Source organism: Shewanella jiangmenensis, assembly GCF_018596335.1.
In the GTDB taxonomy this organism is placed as follows: domain Bacteria; phylum Pseudomonadota; class Gammaproteobacteria; order Enterobacterales; family Shewanellaceae; genus Shewanella; species Shewanella jiangmenensis.
Genome location: NZ_JAHEPS010000006.1, coordinates 16,654 through 37,905, shown reverse-complemented (window position 1 = coordinate 37,905; position 21,252 = coordinate 16,654). Strand labels below are relative to the sequence as shown.

The following is a 21,252-nucleotide window of genomic DNA, read 5'->3' as shown; positions in this document are numbered from 1 at the left end:
CTTTTTCAGCTCTGTTTTTCCGCTTAGTTTTTACGCTTAGCGTGGGTGGATTGGGTGCGTTTGGCGAAAGAGTGCCTTGCTTGAATGTGTTTGGCTGCTCTGAGCGCCTTCTTTAACCGGCGCATTTCCCCCACCGCCGCTGTCTCCGTTTGACCAGCCACAAAAGGTAAGTGCTACTTATCTTGCGATTAAACTAATTCAAATATTCTTATTATCAGCCAGATCCTACAATAGCCCCACGATATTGGCAGGAGACGTGCCCATGACCCAAGCCCAGTTAGCATCCACATCATCGCTTCCCCTCACCAAGCGCCTCGCGGTATTGCCAAGCCCGATGGGCGGCCTCGCACTTGCCATCGCGAGCCTCGGCTGGACGCTGGAAAACGTGTTGCCCCAGGCCCATGGCATGGCGCAGCTTATCGGCGCCCTTATCGCCGCGGCGCTGCTGTTGCCACTTGCAAGTAAGTTTTTGCTCCATCCCAAGGTGCTGTGGCAGGAGTTGTCTCACCCAGTGCTTGGCAGCGTACTGCCAACCTTTGCAATGGGCCTGATGGTGGTATCAAGTTGCCTCGGTCAATACGCGCCGATGGCCGGAAAGCTTTTGTGGCTGCTTGCCGTTGCGATTCATCTGGGGTTCCTGGGCTCGTTTTTGTTCCACCGTTATCGTGGGTTTTCACTGGATCATATGGTGCCAAGCTGGTTTGTGCCGCCGATTGGCATTATTGTGGCAGCGGTCGCCTTTCCCGCTGACGGCCCAAGGCTGCTTGCCGAAGCACTGCTGTGGTTTGGTATGCTGGCGTATCTGTTGATGCTGCCGGTGATGCTCTACCGGCTTATCTTTGGTGCTGAGGTGCCGGACGCAGCCAAGCCCACGCTGGCCATTCTGGCAGCGCCGGCAAGCCTTGCACTCGCAGGTTACCTCACCCTCATCCGCGAACCCTCAGCTGTGATAGTGGCGCTGCTGTTATCCATCGCGCTGCTGATGACGAGCCTGATTTACCTCGCCTTTTTCAAGCTGCTACGCCTGCCCTTCAGCCCCGGGTTTGCCGCCTTTACTTTTCCCATGGTGATTGGCGCCACCGCGCTTTTTAAAACCGGCAGCTGGCTGATAAGCCTCAGCGCACCTCTGTGGTTAACCCAGTTCATTCATCAACTTGCACTCATCGAACTCTTGGTTGCGGCCGCCGTGGTGGGCTTTGTTGCCTTCAAATACCTTAAACACTACCAGTTGCACCACAGAATATTCAGCCATAGCTAAATTAATCAGAATAGCCGCCGTTAATTTTCGCGCTCTGCAATGGCATTTATTAACAATTAGGGCGGCTGAATTTGTTAATAAATAGCGGCTATATGAAAATTTCCTGAATATGGCTCACAAAACAATCTAATCAACCCGGCATAAAACGGACAAAATTAAAGCAAAACCCGCGTTATTTATGTCATATGCAAAAAATTAATGTTTTAACTTTGTTATTTAAATAGCGTTTTATTAAACATTACCCTCTATCTGATCGCCGTCATTAATCTAAAATTCGAGTTGGATTAAACACTCAATTAACATCATCACAACGCATTACCCCATTAACAGCAAAATCGCCCAAAATAACGATGCAGATGTTGCGTTTTTGTGTTTTTTAATGGCTATTTAAGTAAATCCAAGCGCCTTACCAACGCCACCGCCACCGTGTTGCACATGTAAATTCCGTGTGGTTATATCTCCGGCCAGACGAACTTTTGGATAGCTTATTTATTAATTTGTATCCGCATATCGTCCAATATAAAAACCAAAACACATAGTAAGTGTCAGGGAGAAAACCATGCTCGTTAATAACTCATTGGCCAAAGCCATTCGCTTTGCGCTGATCGGTGGTGCTGCTACCGCCGCTATTTCGACTGTACCGGCATTCGCTGAAGAAGCGGCTGACGGTGCCAAGGTTGAGCGTATTGCCGTAACCGGTTCACGTATCCAGCGTACCGACATGGAAACCGCTAACCCAGTTATCGCTTTTGATGCCAAAGACATCCAAAAAACCGGCGTGTCTTCTGTTGCTGAATTCCTGCGTGAAAACGCGGCTTCCGGTGGTTTCAACGAGTCTTCAACCCTGAGCCAGGCCGCTGGTGCTTCTTCTGTAGGTCTGAAGGGCTTCAGCTCTGAATACACCCTGATCCTGCTGAACGGTCGTCGTCTGCCAAAGAACTCTGCCGGCGGTATCTTCACCGACATCAACCAGGTGCCAATGGCCGCGGTTGAGCGCATCGACATTCTGCCTGACGGCGCATCTGCCATTTACGGCTCTGACGCTGTGGCCGGTGTAATCAACATCATCACCAAGAAAGACTTTGAAGGCGTTCATGTTAGCGCCAAGTACGGTGCAGCCGTTCAAAGCAGCGGTCTGAAGACCGAAAACATCGATGGCAACGAGACCAACGTGTCTATCGTAGCCGGTGCCAGCAACGAGAAAACCAACATCCTGTTCTCTGCTGAGCACCTGGGCCGCGCCCCAATCGAAGCTATCGACCGTGAATTCGGCCGTACTGCCTTTATCGAAGGCCATGAAGGCGGTGAAGGTCGCTCTACCCTGGGTATCCCGGGTTACACCGTTGTTAGCCCGACAATCGACCCAACGACTGGCAAGCCTTATGTAAACGGCGCGGCCGGCCAGGGCTCAGCTGCCTGGTCTACCTGTCCAGCCGATCAGGTAACCAGCAGTGGCCGTTGCCGCTATGACTTCGCTCCACTGTATCAGCTGCAGCCTGAGTCTGACCGTCAGTCCATCTTCACTGCCATCAACCATGAGCAGACCGATGACCTGTCTTTCGACGCACAGTTCCGTTACACCCGCGCTTACACTCTGACCTCAAACGCTCCGGCTCCAGGTCAGGTAGACGTATCCAACAGCCCATTCCTGGCTGACTTCCTGCGTAACGACCGTTACAAGGATGACCAGGCCAAGGCTGAAGAAATCATCAAGCTGGTTGAAGCCGGCGAAGCCTCAGTTGCCGTAGGTCGTCGTTACCTGGACTTCGGTAACCGCATGAAAGACAACACCAACGAGACCTTCGAGGCCGTCGGTGGTTTCATGTACCACATCAACGACAGCTGGTCACTGGACTTTGACATTGGTCACTCCAAGCTGACCAACCGTCAGATCGGTGCCGGCGGTCAGTTGCTGTCTAAAGAAGTGTCTGACGCGTTCAACAGCCCCACTTCTGTGCTGAACCCATTCGTTCTGAACGACTGTGGCTCTGCTGCACTGAAGCCAACCTGTGATGCGCTGCAGGTTGCCATTCACCGTACCGGTGAGTACGAAGTGAGCTTCTCTTCTCTGGTTGCTTCTGGCGTGACCCCATGGGAACTGCCTGGTGGTGAAATCGGCGTAGCCGCCGGTGTTGACTTCCGTACCGAGAAGTATCAGGACCGTTCAGATCCAGCCACTGTAGCTGGTCTGGTGATCGGTGGTGCAGGTTCAAACGGTGGCGGTACTTTCAATAACGCCGCTGCATTTGCCGAGTTCTCTCTGCCAATCATCGAAGATATGGAAGTGAATCTGGCCGTGCGTAACGACGCCGCTGACTGGGACATCGGTGATGCTTCTCAGACCACTTACTCTGCCAAGATCTCTTACCGTCCAATCGACGACCTGCTGCTGCGCGCCTCTTACGGCACCGGCTTCAAGGCGCCTAACCTGGATGACCTGTTCACTGCCGAATCTGCCGGTGTGAACAACGGTATCGTTGATACCAGACGTTGTAACGAGTTTGGTGGCAGCGATTGTGATAAGACTGAAATCAACTCCAAGAGCGGTGGTAACCCAGAGCTGAAGCCTGAGACTTCTGTGTCTTACAACATCGGCGCTGTGTACCAGATCACTGAAGAAATCTCTGCCTCTATCGACTACTGGTCACTGTCAATCGAAGACGTAGTAGGTTCTCTGTCTACCCAGGAAATCCTGGACGAAGAAGCCGCTGGCCGTCTGACTCACCTGGTAGTTCGTAACTCTGAAGGTAAACTGACTGACACCAACCGTGAAGGTTATGTTCGTTCAAACCTGCAGAACCTGACTGAGCGCAGCGCGACCGGTCTTATCTACAACGTACAGTACAACAGCGAGTTCTCGTTCGGTGACATCAGCGCCAAGCTGAAGGCCGAGCAGTTCCTTAGCTATGAGACTCAGAACTCTGCCACTCAGCCTCTGTGTGACTCAGTTGCTGACGATGCGATGCAGAAATTCACCCTCAACGGCAGTGTAGGTTATGCCAAGGATGATTTCGACACCGCACTGAACATGCGCTTCCTGCCAGGTTACGAGGATTACGACAAGCGCAACACCGTTGGCAAAACCTGTGAGCTGATTGGTCACTACGGTGCCAAGGTTGACAAACAAGGCAATGTGATTGACGCAGGTCGTTCACAGCACGTAGCCAGCTACTTCCAGCTCGACTGGAGCGCCGGTTACCACCTGAATGATGCAAGCCGTGTGAGCGTGGGTATCCGTAACCTGCTGGATCGCGACCCATCTTTCAGCACCCCATTCGACTGGCCATTCTACAACCAGGGCGTATACAGCAACGTAGGTCGTTTCTTCTACGCTCAGTATGACCTGAAGTTCTAATCGGACTGATTGAACCAGTAAAAACGGCGCCCTCGGGTGCCGTTTTTTTATGTCTCTCTGGCTATCATGAAGGCCGCGCAGCGGTTAACGTAGACGTTTCGCGGTGCAGACCAAGAAGGACCAAGCAATCTCTACGCAAGGGGAAGTAACTGTTCTGATTAGGCAATAACCCACAGGTGAGCCAGCTGGGACAGGGAACATAACCCGTTAGCGCACAGCGCCGCAGCTCCCAGCCTCTTAGTACATAGCCAGCGCACTTAACTTCAAAGTGCCTAATTTAAAAGCACTTAATGTCAACGCAGTGGACCCATAAAAAAGCGCCGGTGATTAACCGACGCTTGTTTGCAGGCTTGTATCGACCAGGCAGCCCAATGGGACAGCTGATTAATCAGGCTGCTTTAATCAGGTTGCTAATAAATCAGGCTGGCAATATCAGCTAAACCCCAAGTAATGCGCGCCGATGACCATCACGCTCGCCGCCGCCATAATCAGCAGCATAAAGCGCCAGATAAACTTAAGCCAGGCGCTGAATTCCACCCGGCACACGCCGAGGGTCGCCATCAAAGACGCCGAGGTTGGCACCAGCACGTTGGTAAAACCATCCCCCAGTTGAAACGCCAGCACGGCTACCTGACGGCTTACGCCAACGATATCGGCAAGGGGTGCCATCAAGGGCATGGTAAGCGCGGCCTGGCCTGAGCCTGAGGTCACAAAGAAGTTAAATACCGACTGAAACAGCAGCATAAACCAGGCCGACAGCGCATCCGGTAAGCCGCCGATAAAACCGCCCGCCGCCGACAAAATGCTGTTAAGCACCGAAGGCTCGGTCGGGCCGCCCTTGCCAAGTAAAATCAAAATCCCCGCCGCGCTGCCCACCAGCAGGCACGGCTCCAGCATGGTCGCCGCGCCGTCTTTAAAAGCCTTGGCCATGCCGTTAGCTGTCAGGCCATTGAGCTTAAACACAACCCCAATCACCCCAACCACTAACCCCATGGTAAAAAACTGACTGGCGATTTCGGGAATAAACCAGTGTTTAACCACCACGCCCCAAATCACCCACCCCATGGTGGCGGTAATGGCAGCAAGCACCAGCATATCGCCAAGGTTAAAGCGGCTGGCGCCGGGCGAAGTACTGCTCTCATCTGCCTTGTCAGCGGCATGTTTAAGCTGTGCATCGGTGGCAAAGCTGTAAGAAAGCTCAGGGCTTCTTTTTACCTTGCGGGCGTAATGCAACGTAAAGGCGATGCCAAGCAGGGTAAAACCAACCCACATGGGAATGCGAACCGCCGCGCCCGACATCACCGGAATGCCGGCGATGCCCTGGGCAATCGCCACGCTGAAAGGATTCATCCAGCTGGCGCCAAAGCCCACCTGGGTCGCGACATAGGTCACCATCACAGTGGTGATGCCATCGTAACCAAGGCGCAGCATCAAGGGATAAATGATGATGGCAAAGGCAATGGCTTCCTCGCCCATACCAAACACGGCGCCGCCCAAAGAGAACAGCGCAAACAGCACGGGGATAAACAGAAACTCCCGCCCCTGGGTGTGATGAATAAGCCGAAGGATGCCGTTATCTATGGTGCCAGTGGCCATGACTATGCCAAAGGAGCCGCCAATCACCAGCATAAACATGATAACGCCGATGGCGCTGCCCCATTTATCGCCGGACACCAGCCCTTCAAACATGTAATTGAAAAAGCCCTTGCCGGAGGCATCGAAGGGCTCGACCGGTGCAAGCCTTGGCTCACCTTCGTCATCGAGGGCATAGCGGAACGAGTCGGGATTAACCACCTCGCGGCTCTTTTCCACCCCATCCTGCATAAAGGTCACGGTTTGGGTATCAAAGGAGCCCACAGGCACCAGATAGGTCAGCAGCGCAGCAAACAGCGCCACAAAGAAAATCAGCACCAGGGTATCTGGCATGGTGAACGAGGTTTTGCTCCCCGTTTCAGGAGCGCGGGTATTGGCTGTCATTTTATTGTGTTTATCCAAAGGCCGAAGCGAGGGAAGATACGAATAAGTCCCGTGCTTGCTCTGCGAGAGCTTACAGCGGATAGATGCAAGGCAGAGTTCGCAGCGAATGGCACTAGTCCGTCGCACCTTCCAAAGCCGTGCACTATACCTTAACTGCCTGATCCTGTCCTTAACCGCCACATCGCCGCCTGCCTGCGCGCTCCCGCTTTTGGCCAAAACGTGCCCCTGTTAACGCTTTACAACTTCTTCTGTCAAAGCCGCTGCCAAATGGCGACTCACTTTATAAAATTGGCAGAAGTATCAAGCAGTTTTATATTCACGAGCCCTATTTAAGCAAGATGAAATATACCCTCAAACAAATGGCCGTATTCGATGCGGTGGCAAGCCTTGAGAGCGTCTCCGGCGCGGCGCGCAAACTGTCGATGACCCAATCGGCGGTGAGTATGTCGGTGCAGCAGCTCGAAAATCTGCTCGGAAGGCCGCTGTTTATCCGTCAGGGTAACCGGCTTATTCTGAGCCACTGGGGCACCTGGCTTAGGCCCCGTGCCCGCAAGCTGCTCGCAGATGCCACCCAAATCGCCATGGGGCTGCACGATCAGCACCTGCTGTCGGGCAATCTCGCGCTCTGTGCCAGCCAAACCGCGGCTGAACATCTGCTTGGGGATCTCATCAGCCGCATTGATGGCGATTTCCCGCAAATTCATATTGAGCTGATGGTGGAAAACACCGAAAACGTGGTGCAGGCAGTGCTGGAGTACGAGGTTGACCTTGGCATTATCGAAGGGCGCAGCGATGATGCGCGCCTGTGCCTCGAGCCCTGGCTTGAAGATCATCTGGTGGTTATCGCCGCGCCCCACCATCCCTATGGCAAATACGGCAACATCAGCCTGTCGCAGCTGGAGTTCGCCAAGTGGGTGCTGCGGGAACAAGGTGCTGGCACCAGACGGATTTTTGATGCCGCCATCCACGGTAACCTTGACCGGCTCAACGTGTGGCGCGAGTACGAGCAGGTATCGGTGTTAAAAGCGTTGGTCCGCAATGGACCTTATTTGTCGGCCCTGCCCTATCTGGATGTGGAAAAAGAGGTTCAGGCGGGTCAGCTCATTATTTTGCCAACCCCGAAACTGAATATGAAACGCCAGCTGTCCTTTGTCTGGCGTCTTGATGCCGCCGACAATCCGCTCAGGGACTGCGTGATTGCCGAGGCGCGCCGTCTTGCACGCCACCGCCAGACGAAGGAAAAAGCCGAGCCACTGTAAACCTGAGGGGCTCTGCAGAAGGGCTCGGAAGACATACTCAGCAAAGCGCTCAGTTGGCGGGCGCAGCAACACCCGAGGCGGAGCGCTCGCAAAAGGCCGATGTCATCAGCTCAAGCAAGCGCTCGCGGCGCACCATGCCCTCAACCACACCCGCCTGCACCACCGGCAGCACAGAGGGCGTACTTGCGCTCGCCTGGCGCAGGCGCTCTTCATAGGCCTGATAGTGGCCACCAATCCAATGCCCCTCGGTGCTGACCGGAAAGAGACTACTGCGGTCCACCGCCCAGAACTCAATTAGCGGCAGCAGGCTGTCATCCGGCGCCACAGTGCTTAAGGTCTGACTCATCAAATCCCCCGCCACATAGGCACCATCGAGACTGAATTCTTCCGCCCACAGGCCTCTCAGCACATCCTGCAGTGTCAGCATGCCCACCAGCCGGCCACCACCTGCGACAACCGCAAGGCAAGTGCTGCCGGCGTCATTCATCTGCTTCAGCGCCTGCCACAGGCTGACGCCGCGATCGATACACACAATGGGTTCAGCAAGGCTGCTTACGTTTAAGGTACTTAAATAGCTGTTCATGGTTTGGGACTCCTCAGTGACTGCTGATTGGTAACACTTGGCTTTGAGAGATAAGGCTGTGCGTGATAAGGCGGTGCGAGACAAGGCTGCCTCTTCTGCCTGCGCTTCGGGCTGCTCTTTTGAAGCACTTAAAGCGGCATTTGCCGGGTATGGATAATGTGTAGTGGGCGGCGAAGTCTTTGAAAGGCGCGCCACCGCGAGAAAGCCAACCCCGGTTAACAGTGCGCCGCCAACGATATTGCCGAGGGTGACCGGCAGCAGATTGGCAAACAGAATGTTTGCCGGCGTGAGCGCACTGAGCGCAGCCACATCAAGCCCGTGACTTAAAAGCAGCGAAGTCGGCATCAGGCTTTGGAGCAGCCACGCCAGCGGCAGCAAAAAGAGATTTGCAATGCTGTGCTCAAAGCCGCTGCTGACAAAAAGCGCCACCGGCAACATTAACAGCGCCGCCTTGGTGAGCACGGAGCGACTCAAATGCGTTAGCCAAATCCCAAGACAAACCAAAAAGTTACAGAGCACACCAAGGAAAAAGGCCTCACTGGCGCTGTGATGCAGCTTATGCGTTGCCGTGCTCATAACCTGTATCCCCCACAGGCCACCATCAAGCTGCCACACCCCGCCAAGCACAATCAGCAGCGCCATAAAAAGTGCACCCACGGCGTTACCCACAAACACCTGTGCCCACACAGACAAAAGCTGACGAAACCCGGCTTTGCCGCGCACATCTCGCACATAAGGCATGGCGGTAAGCACAGTGCCGGTAAAAAGCTCCACCTGCAGCAGCACCACCAACATCAGCCCGACACTGAAGGCAAGCGCTCCAACGAGGCGAACCAGTCCCCAGGGGGCATCGCCGGCCCCCGTGGTGACGGTGAGGTAAAACACGAAGGCGAGCGCAATAAACATCCCGGCGTAGCAAGCCTCGGCTACGCGCTGCCCTGTGGGTTTAGTAAGCTTTTTGGCCCCCGATGCGCACACGGCGTCGACAAGCGCACTTAGGCTTTGCGGATTGGCGCCATCCAAAGCACTGCCTACTCCAACGCGGCATACACCAGCGCTTTCGGCACCAATACTTTCGCCACAAACGCGGCATACACCGGCGCGGCCCGCACCACCACTTGCGCCACAGGCATGGCCTCCAGTAGCCCTGTTCATATTGGCCGTCTGCTGCGCTGTGTAAGGCTGGGGGACCTGTTGCCGAGGATTATCCTTGGCTGCAGAACGTCTGCCCGCCAGAGCGCTTAGGGCTGTTTGAGAATGCGGGCCGGATTGAGATTGTATTGGCATTGCATAGATATCCTGTGGGTTTCCGGATGGATAATTTGACTGTAACAGCATGACAGTATTGAAAATATCGAGGACTTTTGATGAGCATCATCAGCCAAATTGATACTGACGGCGGCAGTGGTTAATGAGGCGCCAGCGCTTAGGCGAAACTGCGTCATGCTCGGTATCAAACCACGCCAAGGCGGCAGCATCGGCACTGAAATCAGCAAAGCGCAACGCCTAGACAGACAAACCACAGCGCCAAAACAGGCAGAGCAGCAGAAGTAAGCGGACGAATGAGGTCAAAAATGCGCCCAAACGGGCGGGAATGTGCTCCAGATGCATTAAAAAAAGCGCTGCGCCTTGCGCCAGCGCAATAAATTGCGGCGCTGCGGCCACTTTAGGTGCACAAAAACAGCGGAATGTTATCCGCATCGCAAATCCTGATACGCCAGCTTCAGAAAGATTGATAGTTAATGAGAGGTCGTTACCGCTGTGGTAACATTTTTAACAGGTAAATTGGTATGACCAATTTGAGCAGATTATCGGAACCCGGATCCCCTTGGTTGCAGGCCCCCGCAGCAGCCACTGGATAACCCCTGAAGGACGCTTCATCCAATGAAGCTCAGCCTTGGCAAGGACGACCTCAAAGCTGGTCACAAAGGCACAAACCCGCTGTTTTTTTGGGGATCAATCATGTCAGAAGCAGCAAAACCCACCGAGGCTGCCGGCCTCAACGAGTCCGTCAGCGCAGAGCGCGATATCGACAGCAAGAGCTATCGCGAGCTGCACCGTCCCGCATCCGAATTTCCAACCCGAGAAGCCTATCTGGATCATGAACTTAAAATCATGAAGCCCAGACGCTGGGGCCTTAACCTGCCCGGTCGCGACTTCAATTTTGAATGGGAAGATTTGGTTCCCGCCATCGCAGGCACCATCGGCATTACCGTGATGTACTCGGCGGTGATGGCCGCGTGGGCCGCCGGGCTTACCGAGCGCTGGGATCATATCAACCTTGGCGCCGACTTTATCATCTCGGTTATCCGGGTTGAGATGCTCATTCCCGCCCTGCTGTTTTGTATTTTAAGCTCCGGCTTTTTAAACCCCCGCGCCAACCTTGGCGGCAACCACGGCCCGATGATCCCGCTGATTGGCGCCATTGCACTGGCAGGCGCCCACCCGCTGGCACTGGCGATTCTGATAGGCGTGTTCGGTTTACTCCTGTCCTTCTTTAAGGGGGGATCGCGGCTGGTGAACCTCACCAGCAGCGGCGTGGCCGGCGGCCTTTTGGTGTTCCTTGGCTTTATGGGGGCCAAGAGTCAGATTGAGTCCTTGTTCAGCTGGGCGGGCGGCCTTGAAGCCAAACATGCGCTGGATTACTCCCTAAGCCATGTGGCCTTCTTTATTCTGCTTGCCAACGTGGTGATTTACGCGCTGCTGGCCAAGCTTGGCAAACGCTGGCTCGCCATTCCGCTGTGCTCTATCGCCGCGATTGTAATGGCCTTTTTGCTCGGCGCCGGGCTTGACCTTAAGTTCACTACAGCCCCCGGTCTGCCTAACTTAAGCCCAGTGTACTGGTGGGGCTCAACCGAAACCGGCTGGCAGCTTGGCCTGCCCACCATGCAGCACTTTATTGCGTCTCTGCCGTTTGCAATTTTGGCGGTTGCCATGTGGTCGCCTGACTTCCTCGGTCACCGTATTTTCCAGGAGCTCAACTACCCCAAAGGCGCCGAAAAAGTGCTGATGGACGTGGATGACACCATGACCACCTGCTCGCTGCGCCAAATGGTCGGAACAGCCTTTGGTGGCGGTAACATCACCTCAAGCTGGGGCACTTATATGATCCCGGCCGCCATCGCCAAACGCCCCATTCCTGCCGGCGGTATTCTGCTCGGCGCCCTGTGTATTATCGTGGCGATTGTTGGCTATCCGATGGATCTCACCACCTGGCGCCCTGTGATGTCGATTGCGCTGCTGGTTGGCGTATTCCTGCCGCTGCTGGAAGCCGGTCTGCAGATGGTGAAAGACAACCAGAGCAGCCAGGCCGCCGGGATCTGTATCTTCGGCTCTTTCGTGGCCAACCCTGTGCTTGCCTGGGCGCTGACCATGCTGCTCGACAACAACGGTCTGATTGGTGACAAAGAGCGCGCCGCCAGCCTGTCGTTTGTTGACCGTGTGGTTATTCCGGGCCTTGCCTTTGCCATCTGTCTTGCGGCCATGCTGGCGGTGGGCATGATTGAAGGTATTCCGGCGCTGCTGTAACGCTTACTGATTTGGTGACTGTGTTTTTCAGTGCGTTCAATAAATTCCAAGGGGCCTTATGGCCCCTTTTCTTTTTCGGGGAGTATCTGCTGTATCCATCTGTAGCAGGCAGTTCTTGTTGGCAATGAAGTGTATTCACCACTCAAGCCGCGCTAGTCAGCACGGCGCTTCTCACTGTGCATCTACCGCCCTGGCGTGAATTACTCTATTCGATTGATTGAAAATCAGCGTTGTCTTATGCCAACTTGCAAAAACAGCTTAAAAACTGCTAAGTCGATAGCAAAATTTGCATTAAGCGCTCAGATAGCGAACGCTTTTGGATGCGACGTTAACAGGCTTGTGTTAATATTCTTTTGGGCAATTGGTCTTACCAATTTAACTTTAAGGCACATCCTTCTCTTATCTCAGCCGATGTCGCCGATTTAAGTTAGGTCCACCCAATACGCCGGAAGGTCTTCCGGGGTCCTGGCCTCATCGGGGGATGCACAGCCGGGATGGAAAAAGACTCGATGAGGGGCAAGTCCCCGACCCTTTTCTCTAATAGAAGGTGAAGTACGATGACCGATAAAACTGAGCTGTTCCAAACCGCGTGGGAAGGATTCGTTCCCGGTGATTGGAAGTCCGATGTCAATGTACGTGACTTTATTCAAGCCAACTACACCCCGTATGAAGGTGACGACAGCTTCCTCGCTGGCCCAACCGAAGCCACCAACGCCCTGTGGGCCAAGGTGATGGAAGGCATCAAGGAAGAAAACCGCACCCACGCGCCGCTGGACTTTGATACCGACAAGGTATCCACCATCACCTCCCACGATGCCGGCTATATCGAAAAAGAACTCGAAACCATCGTTGGTCTGCAGACCGATGCGCCGCTCAAGCGCGCCATGCTGCCAAACGGCGGTATTCGTATGGTGGAAAGCTCCTGTGCCGCCTACGACCGCGAGCTCGATGCCGACATCAAGTATGTTTACTCTGAGCTGCGCAAAACCCACAACCAGGGCGTGTTCGACATCTACACCCCGGAAATCCTCGCTTGCCGTAAATCCGGTGTGCTGACCGGCTTGCCTGATGCCTACGGCCGTGGCCGTATCATTGGTGACTATCGCCGCGTGGCCCTGTACGGTATCGATTACCTGATGGCCGACAAATTCAGGCAGTTCACTTCTCTGCAAGCACGTTTTGAAGCCGGTGAAGATCTGCAGGCCACCATGCAGCTGCGTGAAGAAATTGCCGAGCAGCATCGCGCCCTGGCCCAGATGAAGAAAATGGCCGCCAAATACGGCTACGACATCTCAGGCCCGGCCAAAAACGCCCAGGAAGCCATTCAGTGGACCTACTTTGGCTACCTCGCCGCAGTGAAGAGCCAGAACGGCGCCGCCATGTCACTTGGCCGTACCTCAAGCTTTATCGATATCTACATTGAGCGCGATCTGAAAAACGGCACCCTGACCGAACAGCAGGCGCAGGAAATGATTGACCACTTCGTGATGAAGCTGCGCATGGTGCGCTTCCTGCGTACCCCTGAGTACGATGAGCTGTTCTCCGGCGACCCAATCTGGGCCACCGAATCTATCGGCGGCATGGGCCTTGATGGCCGTACTCTGGTGACCAAGTCCAGCTTCCGCTTCCTGCACACCCTGTACAACATGGGCCCAAGCCCTGAGCCAAACATCACTGTGCTCTGGTCTGAAAAGCTGCCACAGAACTTCAAAAACTTCTGTGCCAAGGTGTCGATTGATACAAGCTCCATCCAATACGAAAACGATGACCTGATGCGCCCTGACTTTGAGTCTGACGATTACGCCATCGCCTGCTGTGTAAGCCCCATGGTGGTTGGCAAGCACATGCAGTTCTTCGGTGCCCGCGCTAACCTCGCCAAGACCATGCTCTATGCCATCAACGGCGGCGTGGACGAAAAGCTGAAAGTGCAGATTGGTCCTAAATCTGAGGCTATCACCAGCGAATACCTGGACTATGACGATGTGATGTCGCGTCTGGATGACCTGATGGAATGGCTGGCAACCCAGTATGTCACCGCGCTTAACGCCATTCACTTTATGCACGACAAGTATTCGTACGAAGCCGCGCTGATGGCGCTGCATGACCGCGACGTGCGCCGCACCATGGCCTGTGGTATCGCCGGTCTGTCGATTGCTGCCGACTCCCTGTCTGCCATCAAGTACGCCAAGGTCAAGCCGGTACGTGACGAGCAAGGCATTGCCGTTGATTTTGAAATCGAAGGTGATTATCCCAAGTTCGGTAACAACGATGCCCGTGTTGATGACATCGCCTGTATGCTGGTTGAAAGCTTTATGGCCAAAATCCGCGACAAGAAGATGTACCGCAACGCCATTCCGACCCAGTCTATCCTGACCATCACCTCCAACGTGGTGTACGGCAAGAAGACAGGTAACACCCCGGATGGTCGCCGCGCCGGTGCGCCTTTTGCCCCGGGAGCCAACCCAATGCACGGCCGTGATGAGAAAGGCGCCATCGCCTCGCTCACCTCGGTGGCCAAACTGCCTTTTGCCCACGCACAGGACGGTATTTCGTACACCTTCTCCATCGTGCCCAATGCACTCGGCAAAGATGAGAAGGCGCGCGAACGTAACCTGGCAGCGCTGATGGACGGTTACTTCCGCCACAGCGAAATCCGCGAAGGCGGTCAGCACCTGAACGTAAACGTGATGAACCGCGAAATGCTTGAGGATGCGATTGCCCATCCAGACAAGTATCCGCAGCTCACCATCCGGGTATCTGGTTATGCGGTGCGCTTTAACTCGCTGACCACAGAGCAGCAGCAGGATGTGATCACCCGCACCTTTACACAAGGTTTGTAATTAAGGCGCTGGTAATTCACTACCCGCTAAAGGACAATTGCGGCTTGCCGCAGTTGTCCCCGTTTTCCCACCCGCGCAGGAGTTTCAATGACAGTTACAGGCAGGGTTCATTCGGTGGAATCCTTCGGCACAGTAGACGGTCCCGGCATCAGGTTTATCACCTTTATGCAGGGCTGTTTGATGCGCTGCCAATACTGCCATAACCGCGACACCTGGGATTTGGATGGCGGCAAAGAGATGCAGGTCGATGAGCTGATGAGCCAAATCATCAGCTATCGGCCGTTTCTGGATGCCAGCGGTGGTGGCGTTACCGCCAGTGGCGGCGAAGCTATTTTACAGGCCGAGTTTGTGGCCGAGCTGTTTAAGGCCTGCCATAAAGAAGGCATTCATACCTGCCTTGATACCAATGGTTTTGTGCGCAAATACACGCCGGCCATTGATGAGCTGCTCGACAACACCGATCTGGTGCTGCTGGACATCAAACACATAAATGATGACAGGCATCAGGACTTAACCAAGGTCAGCAACCAGCGCACCCTGCAGTTTGCCGAGTATCTTGCCAAACGCGGCCAAAAAACCTGGATCCGTTATGTGGTGGTCGCCGGTTTTACCGAAGATATTCAAAGCGCTGAAAAACTTGCCGACTTTATTGCTCCCATGGGCAACGTGGAAAAGGTAGAGCTGCTGCCCTACCACGAGCTTGGCAAACACAAGTGGGAAGCCATGGGCGAAGATTATCCGCTCAAGCATGTCCATCCCCCCGCCAAAGACACCCTGGATGCCATCCAGGCGGTGTTCAGGGCCCGCGGGATAAACGCGACCTACTGACGGCATTTACCTTAAAAAGCAGATAAAAAGGGTGCAGTGGGAATGACGCACACAGGCCGTATCAGCCGTTAAAGCTCATCCCAGTAACTTGCATCGAGACGCTCGAAGGCTATCTTCAGAAGGTTGGCCATATCGAGGTAGCAGGCCTTGGCACCGAGGGGCACATAATCAACCCCCATGGCCGCCAAACGTTCCTGCAATTGGTTACCAAAGCTGAGCAGCGACAGCGGCAAAGGATGGCGGGCACGATGGCCAAGCCAAATCAGCCCCTGCAGCGGCAAGCTTAAGAAAAACAAACCCATGGCAATGGCTTGGGGCAAAGACGCCCAGCCATTAAGGTACAGCGGACCTGCCGCCGAGAGCACAGCCAGCGCCGGCATCACGCGAATAGCCAAATTCGTGGCCTTAACGACACGATATTCGGGGAAGAAAAACCCCAGAGATTTCACCATGGGCCAGGCCTTCATATAACGGCGGCCATCGCCCAGGGTGGTGAAGAGTTGAAGCTTCAACCAATGCCACCTTAATACCAGCACAGACTGTCTTTACCTTAGCACAAAGCCAGTCGCCTCCCCAAGCAGCATAGCCGCGGGAGAATGTGACAAAGATTGTCGGCACTTCTTGGTGCCAACCATGCCGGGGTTTGCCCGGTCAGCCAATTCATGACGCAAGAAGGTTTTATCATGTCTAATACTCTGGTTTTGGTCCTTAACTGCGGCAGCTCGTCACTGAAGTTTGCCATTCTTGACGCCAAAAACGGCGATGAAAAGATTTCCGGCCTGGCCGAATGCTTTGGTCTGGAAAACGCCCGCATCAAGTGGAAACTCAATGGCGAAAAACACGACGCCAGCCTCGGTGTCTTCAGCGCCCACCGTGAAGCGGTAGAGTTTATCGTGCACAAAATCCTCGCAAGCCAGCCAGAGCTCAAAGCCCAGCTGGTTGCCATTGGTCACCGTATTGTGCACGGCGGCGAAAAGTTCACCCACTCGATGATCATCGACGATGCTGTACTGAAAGGCATCGAAGACTGCGCCTCACTGGCGCCGCTGCATAACCCGGCGCACCTGATTGGCATTCGCGCCGCCAAAGCCTCGTTCCCGGCGCTGCCACAGGTGGCCGTGTTTGACACCGCATTTCATCAAACCATGCCAGAAAAAGCCTTTATCTACGCCCTGCCCTACAAGCTTTATCGCGAGCACGGCATTCGCCGCTACGGCATGCACGGCACCAGCCACCTGTTTGTGAGCCGCGAAGCGGCCAAGGCGCTGGGTAAAGATTTGGCCGACACCAACGTGATTTGCGCGCATCTGGGCAACGGCGCCTCTGTGACCGCCGTTAAAGGCGGTAAGAGCGTAGATACCTCCATGGGTCTAACCCCGCTGGAAGGTCTGGTGATGGGCACCCGCTCAGGCGATCTCGACCCTTCCATCATCTTCCATCTGGTGCAGCAGCTTGGTTACACCCTGGATGAAGTCAACAATCTGCTGAACAAGCAAAGCGGGCTTTTGGGTATTTCTGAGCTCACCAACGATTGCCGCGGCATCGAAGAAGGCTACAGCGAAGGCCACAAGGGCGCGACCCTGGCGCTGGACATCTTCTGCTACCGCCTCGCCAAATACATCGCCTCCTACACTGTGCCACTTGGCCGTCTGGATGCGGTGGTGTTTACCGGCGGCATCGGTGAAAACTCCGACCTTATCCGCGAAAAAGTACTGAAGCTGCTCGAAATCTTTAACTTTGACGTCGACAGCACACGCAACCAGGCCGCCCGCTTTGGTAAGCAAGGGGTGATCACCAAAGATGGCAGCCCGATTGCCATGGTTATCCCCACCAACGAAGAGTGGGTCATCGCCGAAGACTCACTGCGTCTGGTCAGCAAGTAAGCGTTTCAACGCCGCCCTTTACCGGGCGGCGTATGTGTTTTCAGACCTTGCAAGCATAACGACGGCCACAGCCGTCACAGCAACACCACAAGAGGTACATTATGTCCCGCAACATCATGTTGGTTCCCATAGGCACAGGGGTCGGTCTTACGTCGCTCAGCCTTGGCATGGTGCGCGCCCTTGAACGTCACGGCGTCAAGGTGCAGTTTTTCAAACCCATCAGCCAGCAGCGCCCGACCGATCCGGGTCCGGAGCGCTCAACCACCATTTTGTCCAAGTCGCCGACGGTCAATCCGCTTGAGCCATTTGAGATGCAGCACGCCGAGTCACTGATCCGTACCGATCAGACCGATGTGCTGATGGAGCAAATTATTGCCCGCGCCGCCGAAATCGCGCCCAATACCGAGACCCTTATCATCGAGGGCCTGGTGCCGACCCGCAGCCACTCTTTCTCCGATGACGTTAACTACGCCATCGCCAAGGCGCTGGATGCCGACGTGATTTTTATCGCGACCCCGGGCAACGATACCCCCAATGCACTGATGAACCGTCTGGAAATCGCCTATAACAGCTGGGGCGGCGCCAAAAACAAGCGTCTTATTGGCGCTGTGATCAACAAAATCGGGGCACCGGTGGACGACGAAGGCCGCACCCGTCCGGATTTGTCGGAAGTGTTCGATCACCAGGACATACAGAAAGGCGATGCCACCGCCATGTTCCAGCTGCCAGGCAAGAGCAAGCTGCGCATTCTCGGCAGCGTGCCTTACAACCTGGATCTGGTGTCGCCACGCGCCTCGGATTTGGCCAAGCACCTGCACGCGCGCATTCTCAATGCCGGCGAGATGAACACCCGCCGCCTGCGCAAGGTGACCTTCTGTGCCCGCTCCATCCCGAACATGCTGACCCACTTCCGTACCGACTCGCTGCTGGTGACCTCGGGCGACCGCTCCGACGTGATTGTGGCCGCCTGTCTTGCCGCCATGAATGGCGTGAAAATCGGCGCGTTGCTGCTCACCGGCTCCTACGAGCCTGAGCCTGAAGTGCTTAAACTGTGCGATCAGGCCTTTGAAACCGGTCTGCCGGTATTTATGGTCGACACCAACACCTGGCAAACCTCACTGAATATTCAGCGCTTCAACCACGAAGTGCCGGTGGACGATGCGGTGCGTATCGAACTGGTGCAGGAATATGTGGCGAGCCACATCGACCAGAGCTGGATTGAGAGCGTGACCGAAAACTCGCCCCGCGAGCATCGTCTGTCACCACCGGCGTTCCGTTACAAGCTTACCGAGCTTGCCCGCGCCGCCAAAAAGACTATCGTGCTGCCCGAAGGCGAAGAGCCGCGCACCATCAAGGCCGCCAGTATCTGCGCCGAGCGTGGCATTGCCCGCTGTGTGCTTTTGGGTAAGAAAGATGACATTCTGCGCATCGCCGCCACTCAGGATGTTGTGCTGGGCGATGGCGTGGAAATTCTCGACCCCGAAGAAATCCGCGAGCGTTATGTCGAGCCTATGCTGAACCTGCGCCGCCACAAGGGCCTGACCGAAGTGGTTGCCCGCGAGCAGCTGGAAGACAACATGGTGCTGGCCACCATGATGCTGGCCGAAGATGAAGTGGACGGTATTGTGTCCGGCGCGGTTAACACCACCGCCAACACCATTCGCCCGCCGCTGCAGCTTATCAAAACCGCGCCGGGCTCAAGCCTGGTGTCGTCTATCTTCTTTATGCTGATGCCGGATCAGGTGCTGGTGTATGGCGACTGCGCCATCAACCCGGACCCGAATGCCGAGCAGCTGGCAGATATCGCCATTCAGTCGGCCGAATCGGCCAAGGCCTTCGGCATTGAGCCAAGAGTCGCAATGATAAGCTACTCCACCGGTAACTCAGGCACGGGCTCAGACGTGGACAAGGTGCGTGAAGCCACCCGTATCGCCAAAGAGAAACGCCCTGACCTTATCATCGACGGCCCGCTGCAGTACGATGCCGCCGTGATGCCAAACGTGGCCCGCTCCAAGGCTCCGGACAGCCCGGTTGCCGGTAAGGCGACTGTGTTTGTGTTCCCTGATCTCAATACAGGTAACACCACCTACAAGGCGGTGCAGCGCAGCGCTGAGCTTATCAGTATCGGCCCTATGCTGCAGGGCATGCGTAAGCCGGTGAACGACCTGTCCCGCGGCGCGCTGGTCGACGATATCGTTTACACCATCGCACTGACAGCCATTCAGGCGACCCAGCAGTAATACGCTTACGAACGATAAGCCGCTCATCCGTAAAAACGCCGTCACCTGACGGCGTTTTTTATGCCCGCTTTTAAGCGCTGTTTTGCCTACGTTCCCATCGGGCATTGCTGCTTGCTCTCCTCCACGTTGCCCATTACAGAGCGCCTTACGCCTTTTGCCAAGCGCTTTACGGCGCACTTTTATGTGCGATCCGCCGCTGGATTCTGATCCCAAATGCGATCAAATTTCAGCCAGACCTGAGCCCGAACCTACGGTCAAAATCGCTGCACAAAACGGCGACAGTTTTTTGACCAGCGACCAAAAGCAAACACCACCAATCACTTAAGAAAAATATCCTGACTCTTCAACACAGTTTTCCACAGATTCTGTGGATAACCTTGCTGTTGCAGCACCGGATCGAACGGCGAAAGCACTCAGATCGCAATCCAAAGCTAAGGGAGGTGCGAATAAGTCCCGTGCTTGCTCTGCGTGTGCTTACAGTGGATAGATGCAAGGCACAGTTCGCAGCGAATGGCCCTAGTCCTTCGCAAGAGCTGTAACGCAGCAGATACCGCTGTAAGCCACGCCCTACGGGGCTTTGATAGCAACACCATTTCGGCGTTATTCAACTTTAGCAGGCCTCGGCATGCCCTCAGTTGAATGCCTTGAACTGTCGTTGCTATCAAAGCCAGAGCTGTGCGATGACTTGTTCGCACCTTCCCTAAGATCTTGTGCTCACAGCACAAATTACGGATACTGCCAGAAGAAATGGAAAGCGCCTGAGAAGCACATGCGAGCTTTATTATTGTTTTTAATGGTTTTTTTAAGTGGCTGTAACGAGTCGGTCCAGCAGACCGCAAGTCCACTCACCCCTGAGCAAATCAGCCTTGGCTTTTTTTCCGCCATTTATGTTGAGCGGGACGTCGATATGGCCAAAAAATTTGTCGATGCACCGATGCAAAAGGTCCTGGACCACTATCACCTCGCCAGTCAGGTGCAGCGTCATATGCTCAACTTATCGATGACCGAGGTTGAAATGGAGGTCGAAGAAATCGACATCGACTTCTTTCGCAAATTCACCGATGACGTGACAGTGAAAATCAAACTCAAGGGCAAGCGGGCCGGTAAACCCTGGATAGATGACCGCACGGTCAGACTCCACAAACGCGGCACCCAGTGGATAATCGTCGGCATTCTCAACGAGAAACAGGCCACCAACGGCTGATCCACAGCCAAAGCAGCACCCATTAAAAAGGCCACCCCGGAGGGTGGCCTTTTTGCTGATTATTATTTTTAGGTCTGCATGTCAAAGGACACGGAGTAACTCAATCCAGAAACGCTTCTTCGTCCTTTTCCAGCGGCAGGGATTCAATCACATCGTCCTGCACCTGGTAATACGCGTTTTCATACTCATGAATTTCCATAACGGGCTCCGGCTTTGATTGGGGTCGGGTACTGAGGTTCTGTCTATTCTTTGCAGACATGAACCCGGGTGGCACACATTTGAGGTCAATGTCGCTGT

At 54.8% G+C, this 21,252-nt stretch carries 12 protein-coding genes; 9 read left to right on the top strand and 3 right to left on the bottom strand.

What is annotated here, in order from left to right; translation table 11 throughout:
• Positions 1 to 262 precede the first annotated feature (262 nt).
• Positions 263 to 1,258, top strand: coding sequence for a TDT family transporter (locus KJI95_RS14645; protein ID WP_214507949.1), 996 nt, complete (start codon positions 263 to 265; stop codon positions 1,256 to 1,258).
• Between the two features lie 559 nt (positions 1,259 to 1,817).
• On the top strand, positions 1,818 to 4,613 hold the full coding sequence (locus tag KJI95_RS14640) for a TonB-dependent receptor domain-containing protein (protein WP_214507948.1): 2,796 nt from the start codon (positions 1,818 to 1,820) through the stop codon (positions 4,611 to 4,613).
• Between the two features lie 432 nt (positions 4,614 to 5,045).
• Here KJI95_RS14640 and yfcC read toward each other — a convergent pair whose 3' ends face one another.
• Positions 5,046 to 6,590, bottom strand: a complete 1,545-nt coding sequence (gene yfcC / locus KJI95_RS14635; RefSeq protein ID WP_250885860.1) for a putative basic amino acid antiporter YfcC — start codon at positions 6,588 to 6,590, stop codon at positions 5,046 to 5,048.
• A gap of 338 nt (positions 6,591 to 6,928) precedes the next feature.
• Here yfcC and KJI95_RS14630 point away from each other — a divergent pair, with 338 nt between their 5' ends.
• Complete coding sequence (locus tag KJI95_RS14630) at positions 6,929 to 7,849, top strand: LysR substrate-binding domain-containing protein (protein WP_214507947.1); 921 nt, start codon at positions 6,929 to 6,931, stop codon at positions 7,847 to 7,849.
• 49 nt (positions 7,850 to 7,898) lie between these two features.
• On the opposite strand, the gene focA is transcribed toward KJI95_RS14630, so the two are convergent.
• Positions 7,899 to 9,587 (bottom strand): formate transporter FocA, encoded by a 1,689-nt coding sequence (focA, locus tag KJI95_RS14625; RefSeq protein WP_214507946.1) that lies wholly within the window; start codon positions 9,585 to 9,587, stop codon positions 7,899 to 7,901.
• Positions 9,588 to 10,394: 807 nt separating this feature from the next.
• Between focA and KJI95_RS14620 the strand changes: the two genes are divergently transcribed.
• The 3 genes from KJI95_RS14620 (at position 10,395) to pflA (ending at position 15,628) form a co-directional block, all read left to right on the top strand.
• On the top strand, positions 10,395 to 11,960 hold the full coding sequence (locus KJI95_RS14620; protein ID WP_214507945.1) for a DUF3360 family protein: 1,566 nt from the start codon (positions 10,395 to 10,397) through the stop codon (positions 11,958 to 11,960).
• Positions 11,961 to 12,517: 557 nt separating this feature from the next.
• Positions 12,518 to 14,800 (top strand): formate C-acetyltransferase, encoded by a 2,283-nt coding sequence (gene pflB, locus KJI95_RS14615; protein WP_214507944.1) that lies wholly within the window; start codon positions 12,518 to 12,520, stop codon positions 14,798 to 14,800.
• Between the two features lie 87 nt (positions 14,801 to 14,887).
• On the top strand, positions 14,888 to 15,628 hold the full coding sequence (pflA, locus tag KJI95_RS14610) for a pyruvate formate lyase 1-activating protein (protein ID WP_214507943.1): 741 nt from the start codon (positions 14,888 to 14,890) through the stop codon (positions 15,626 to 15,628).
• A 68-nt stretch (positions 15,629 to 15,696) separates the two neighbouring features.
• Here the strand turns inward: pflA and yfbV are convergent, their stop codons facing one another.
• A complete protein-coding gene (yfbV, locus tag KJI95_RS14605; protein WP_214507942.1) occupies positions 15,697 to 16,140 on the bottom strand; it encodes a terminus macrodomain insulation protein YfbV in 444 nt (147 codons plus the stop codon).
• Positions 16,141 to 16,311: 171 nt separating this feature from the next.
• Between yfbV and ackA the strand changes: the two genes are divergently transcribed.
• The 3 genes from ackA to KJI95_RS14590 all read left to right on the top strand — a co-directional run bounded on the left by ackA (position 16,312) and on the right by KJI95_RS14590 (position 20,955).
• The gene (ackA, locus tag KJI95_RS14600; RefSeq protein ID WP_214507941.1) at positions 16,312 to 17,511 is read left to right on the top strand and encodes an acetate kinase; all 1,200 of its coding nucleotides are present in this window, start codon (positions 16,312 to 16,314) and stop codon (positions 17,509 to 17,511) included.
• A 101-nt stretch (positions 17,512 to 17,612) separates the two neighbouring features.
• Complete coding sequence (pta, locus tag KJI95_RS14595) at positions 17,613 to 19,751, top strand: phosphate acetyltransferase (protein WP_214507940.1); 2,139 nt, start codon at positions 17,613 to 17,615, stop codon at positions 19,749 to 19,751.
• A gap of 769 nt (positions 19,752 to 20,520) precedes the next feature.
• Positions 20,521 to 20,955: a hypothetical protein gene (locus tag KJI95_RS14590; RefSeq protein WP_214507939.1), complete on the top strand. Its 435-nt coding sequence runs from the start codon at positions 20,521 to 20,523 to the stop codon at positions 20,953 to 20,955.
• Positions 20,956 to 21,252 lie beyond the last annotated feature (297 nt).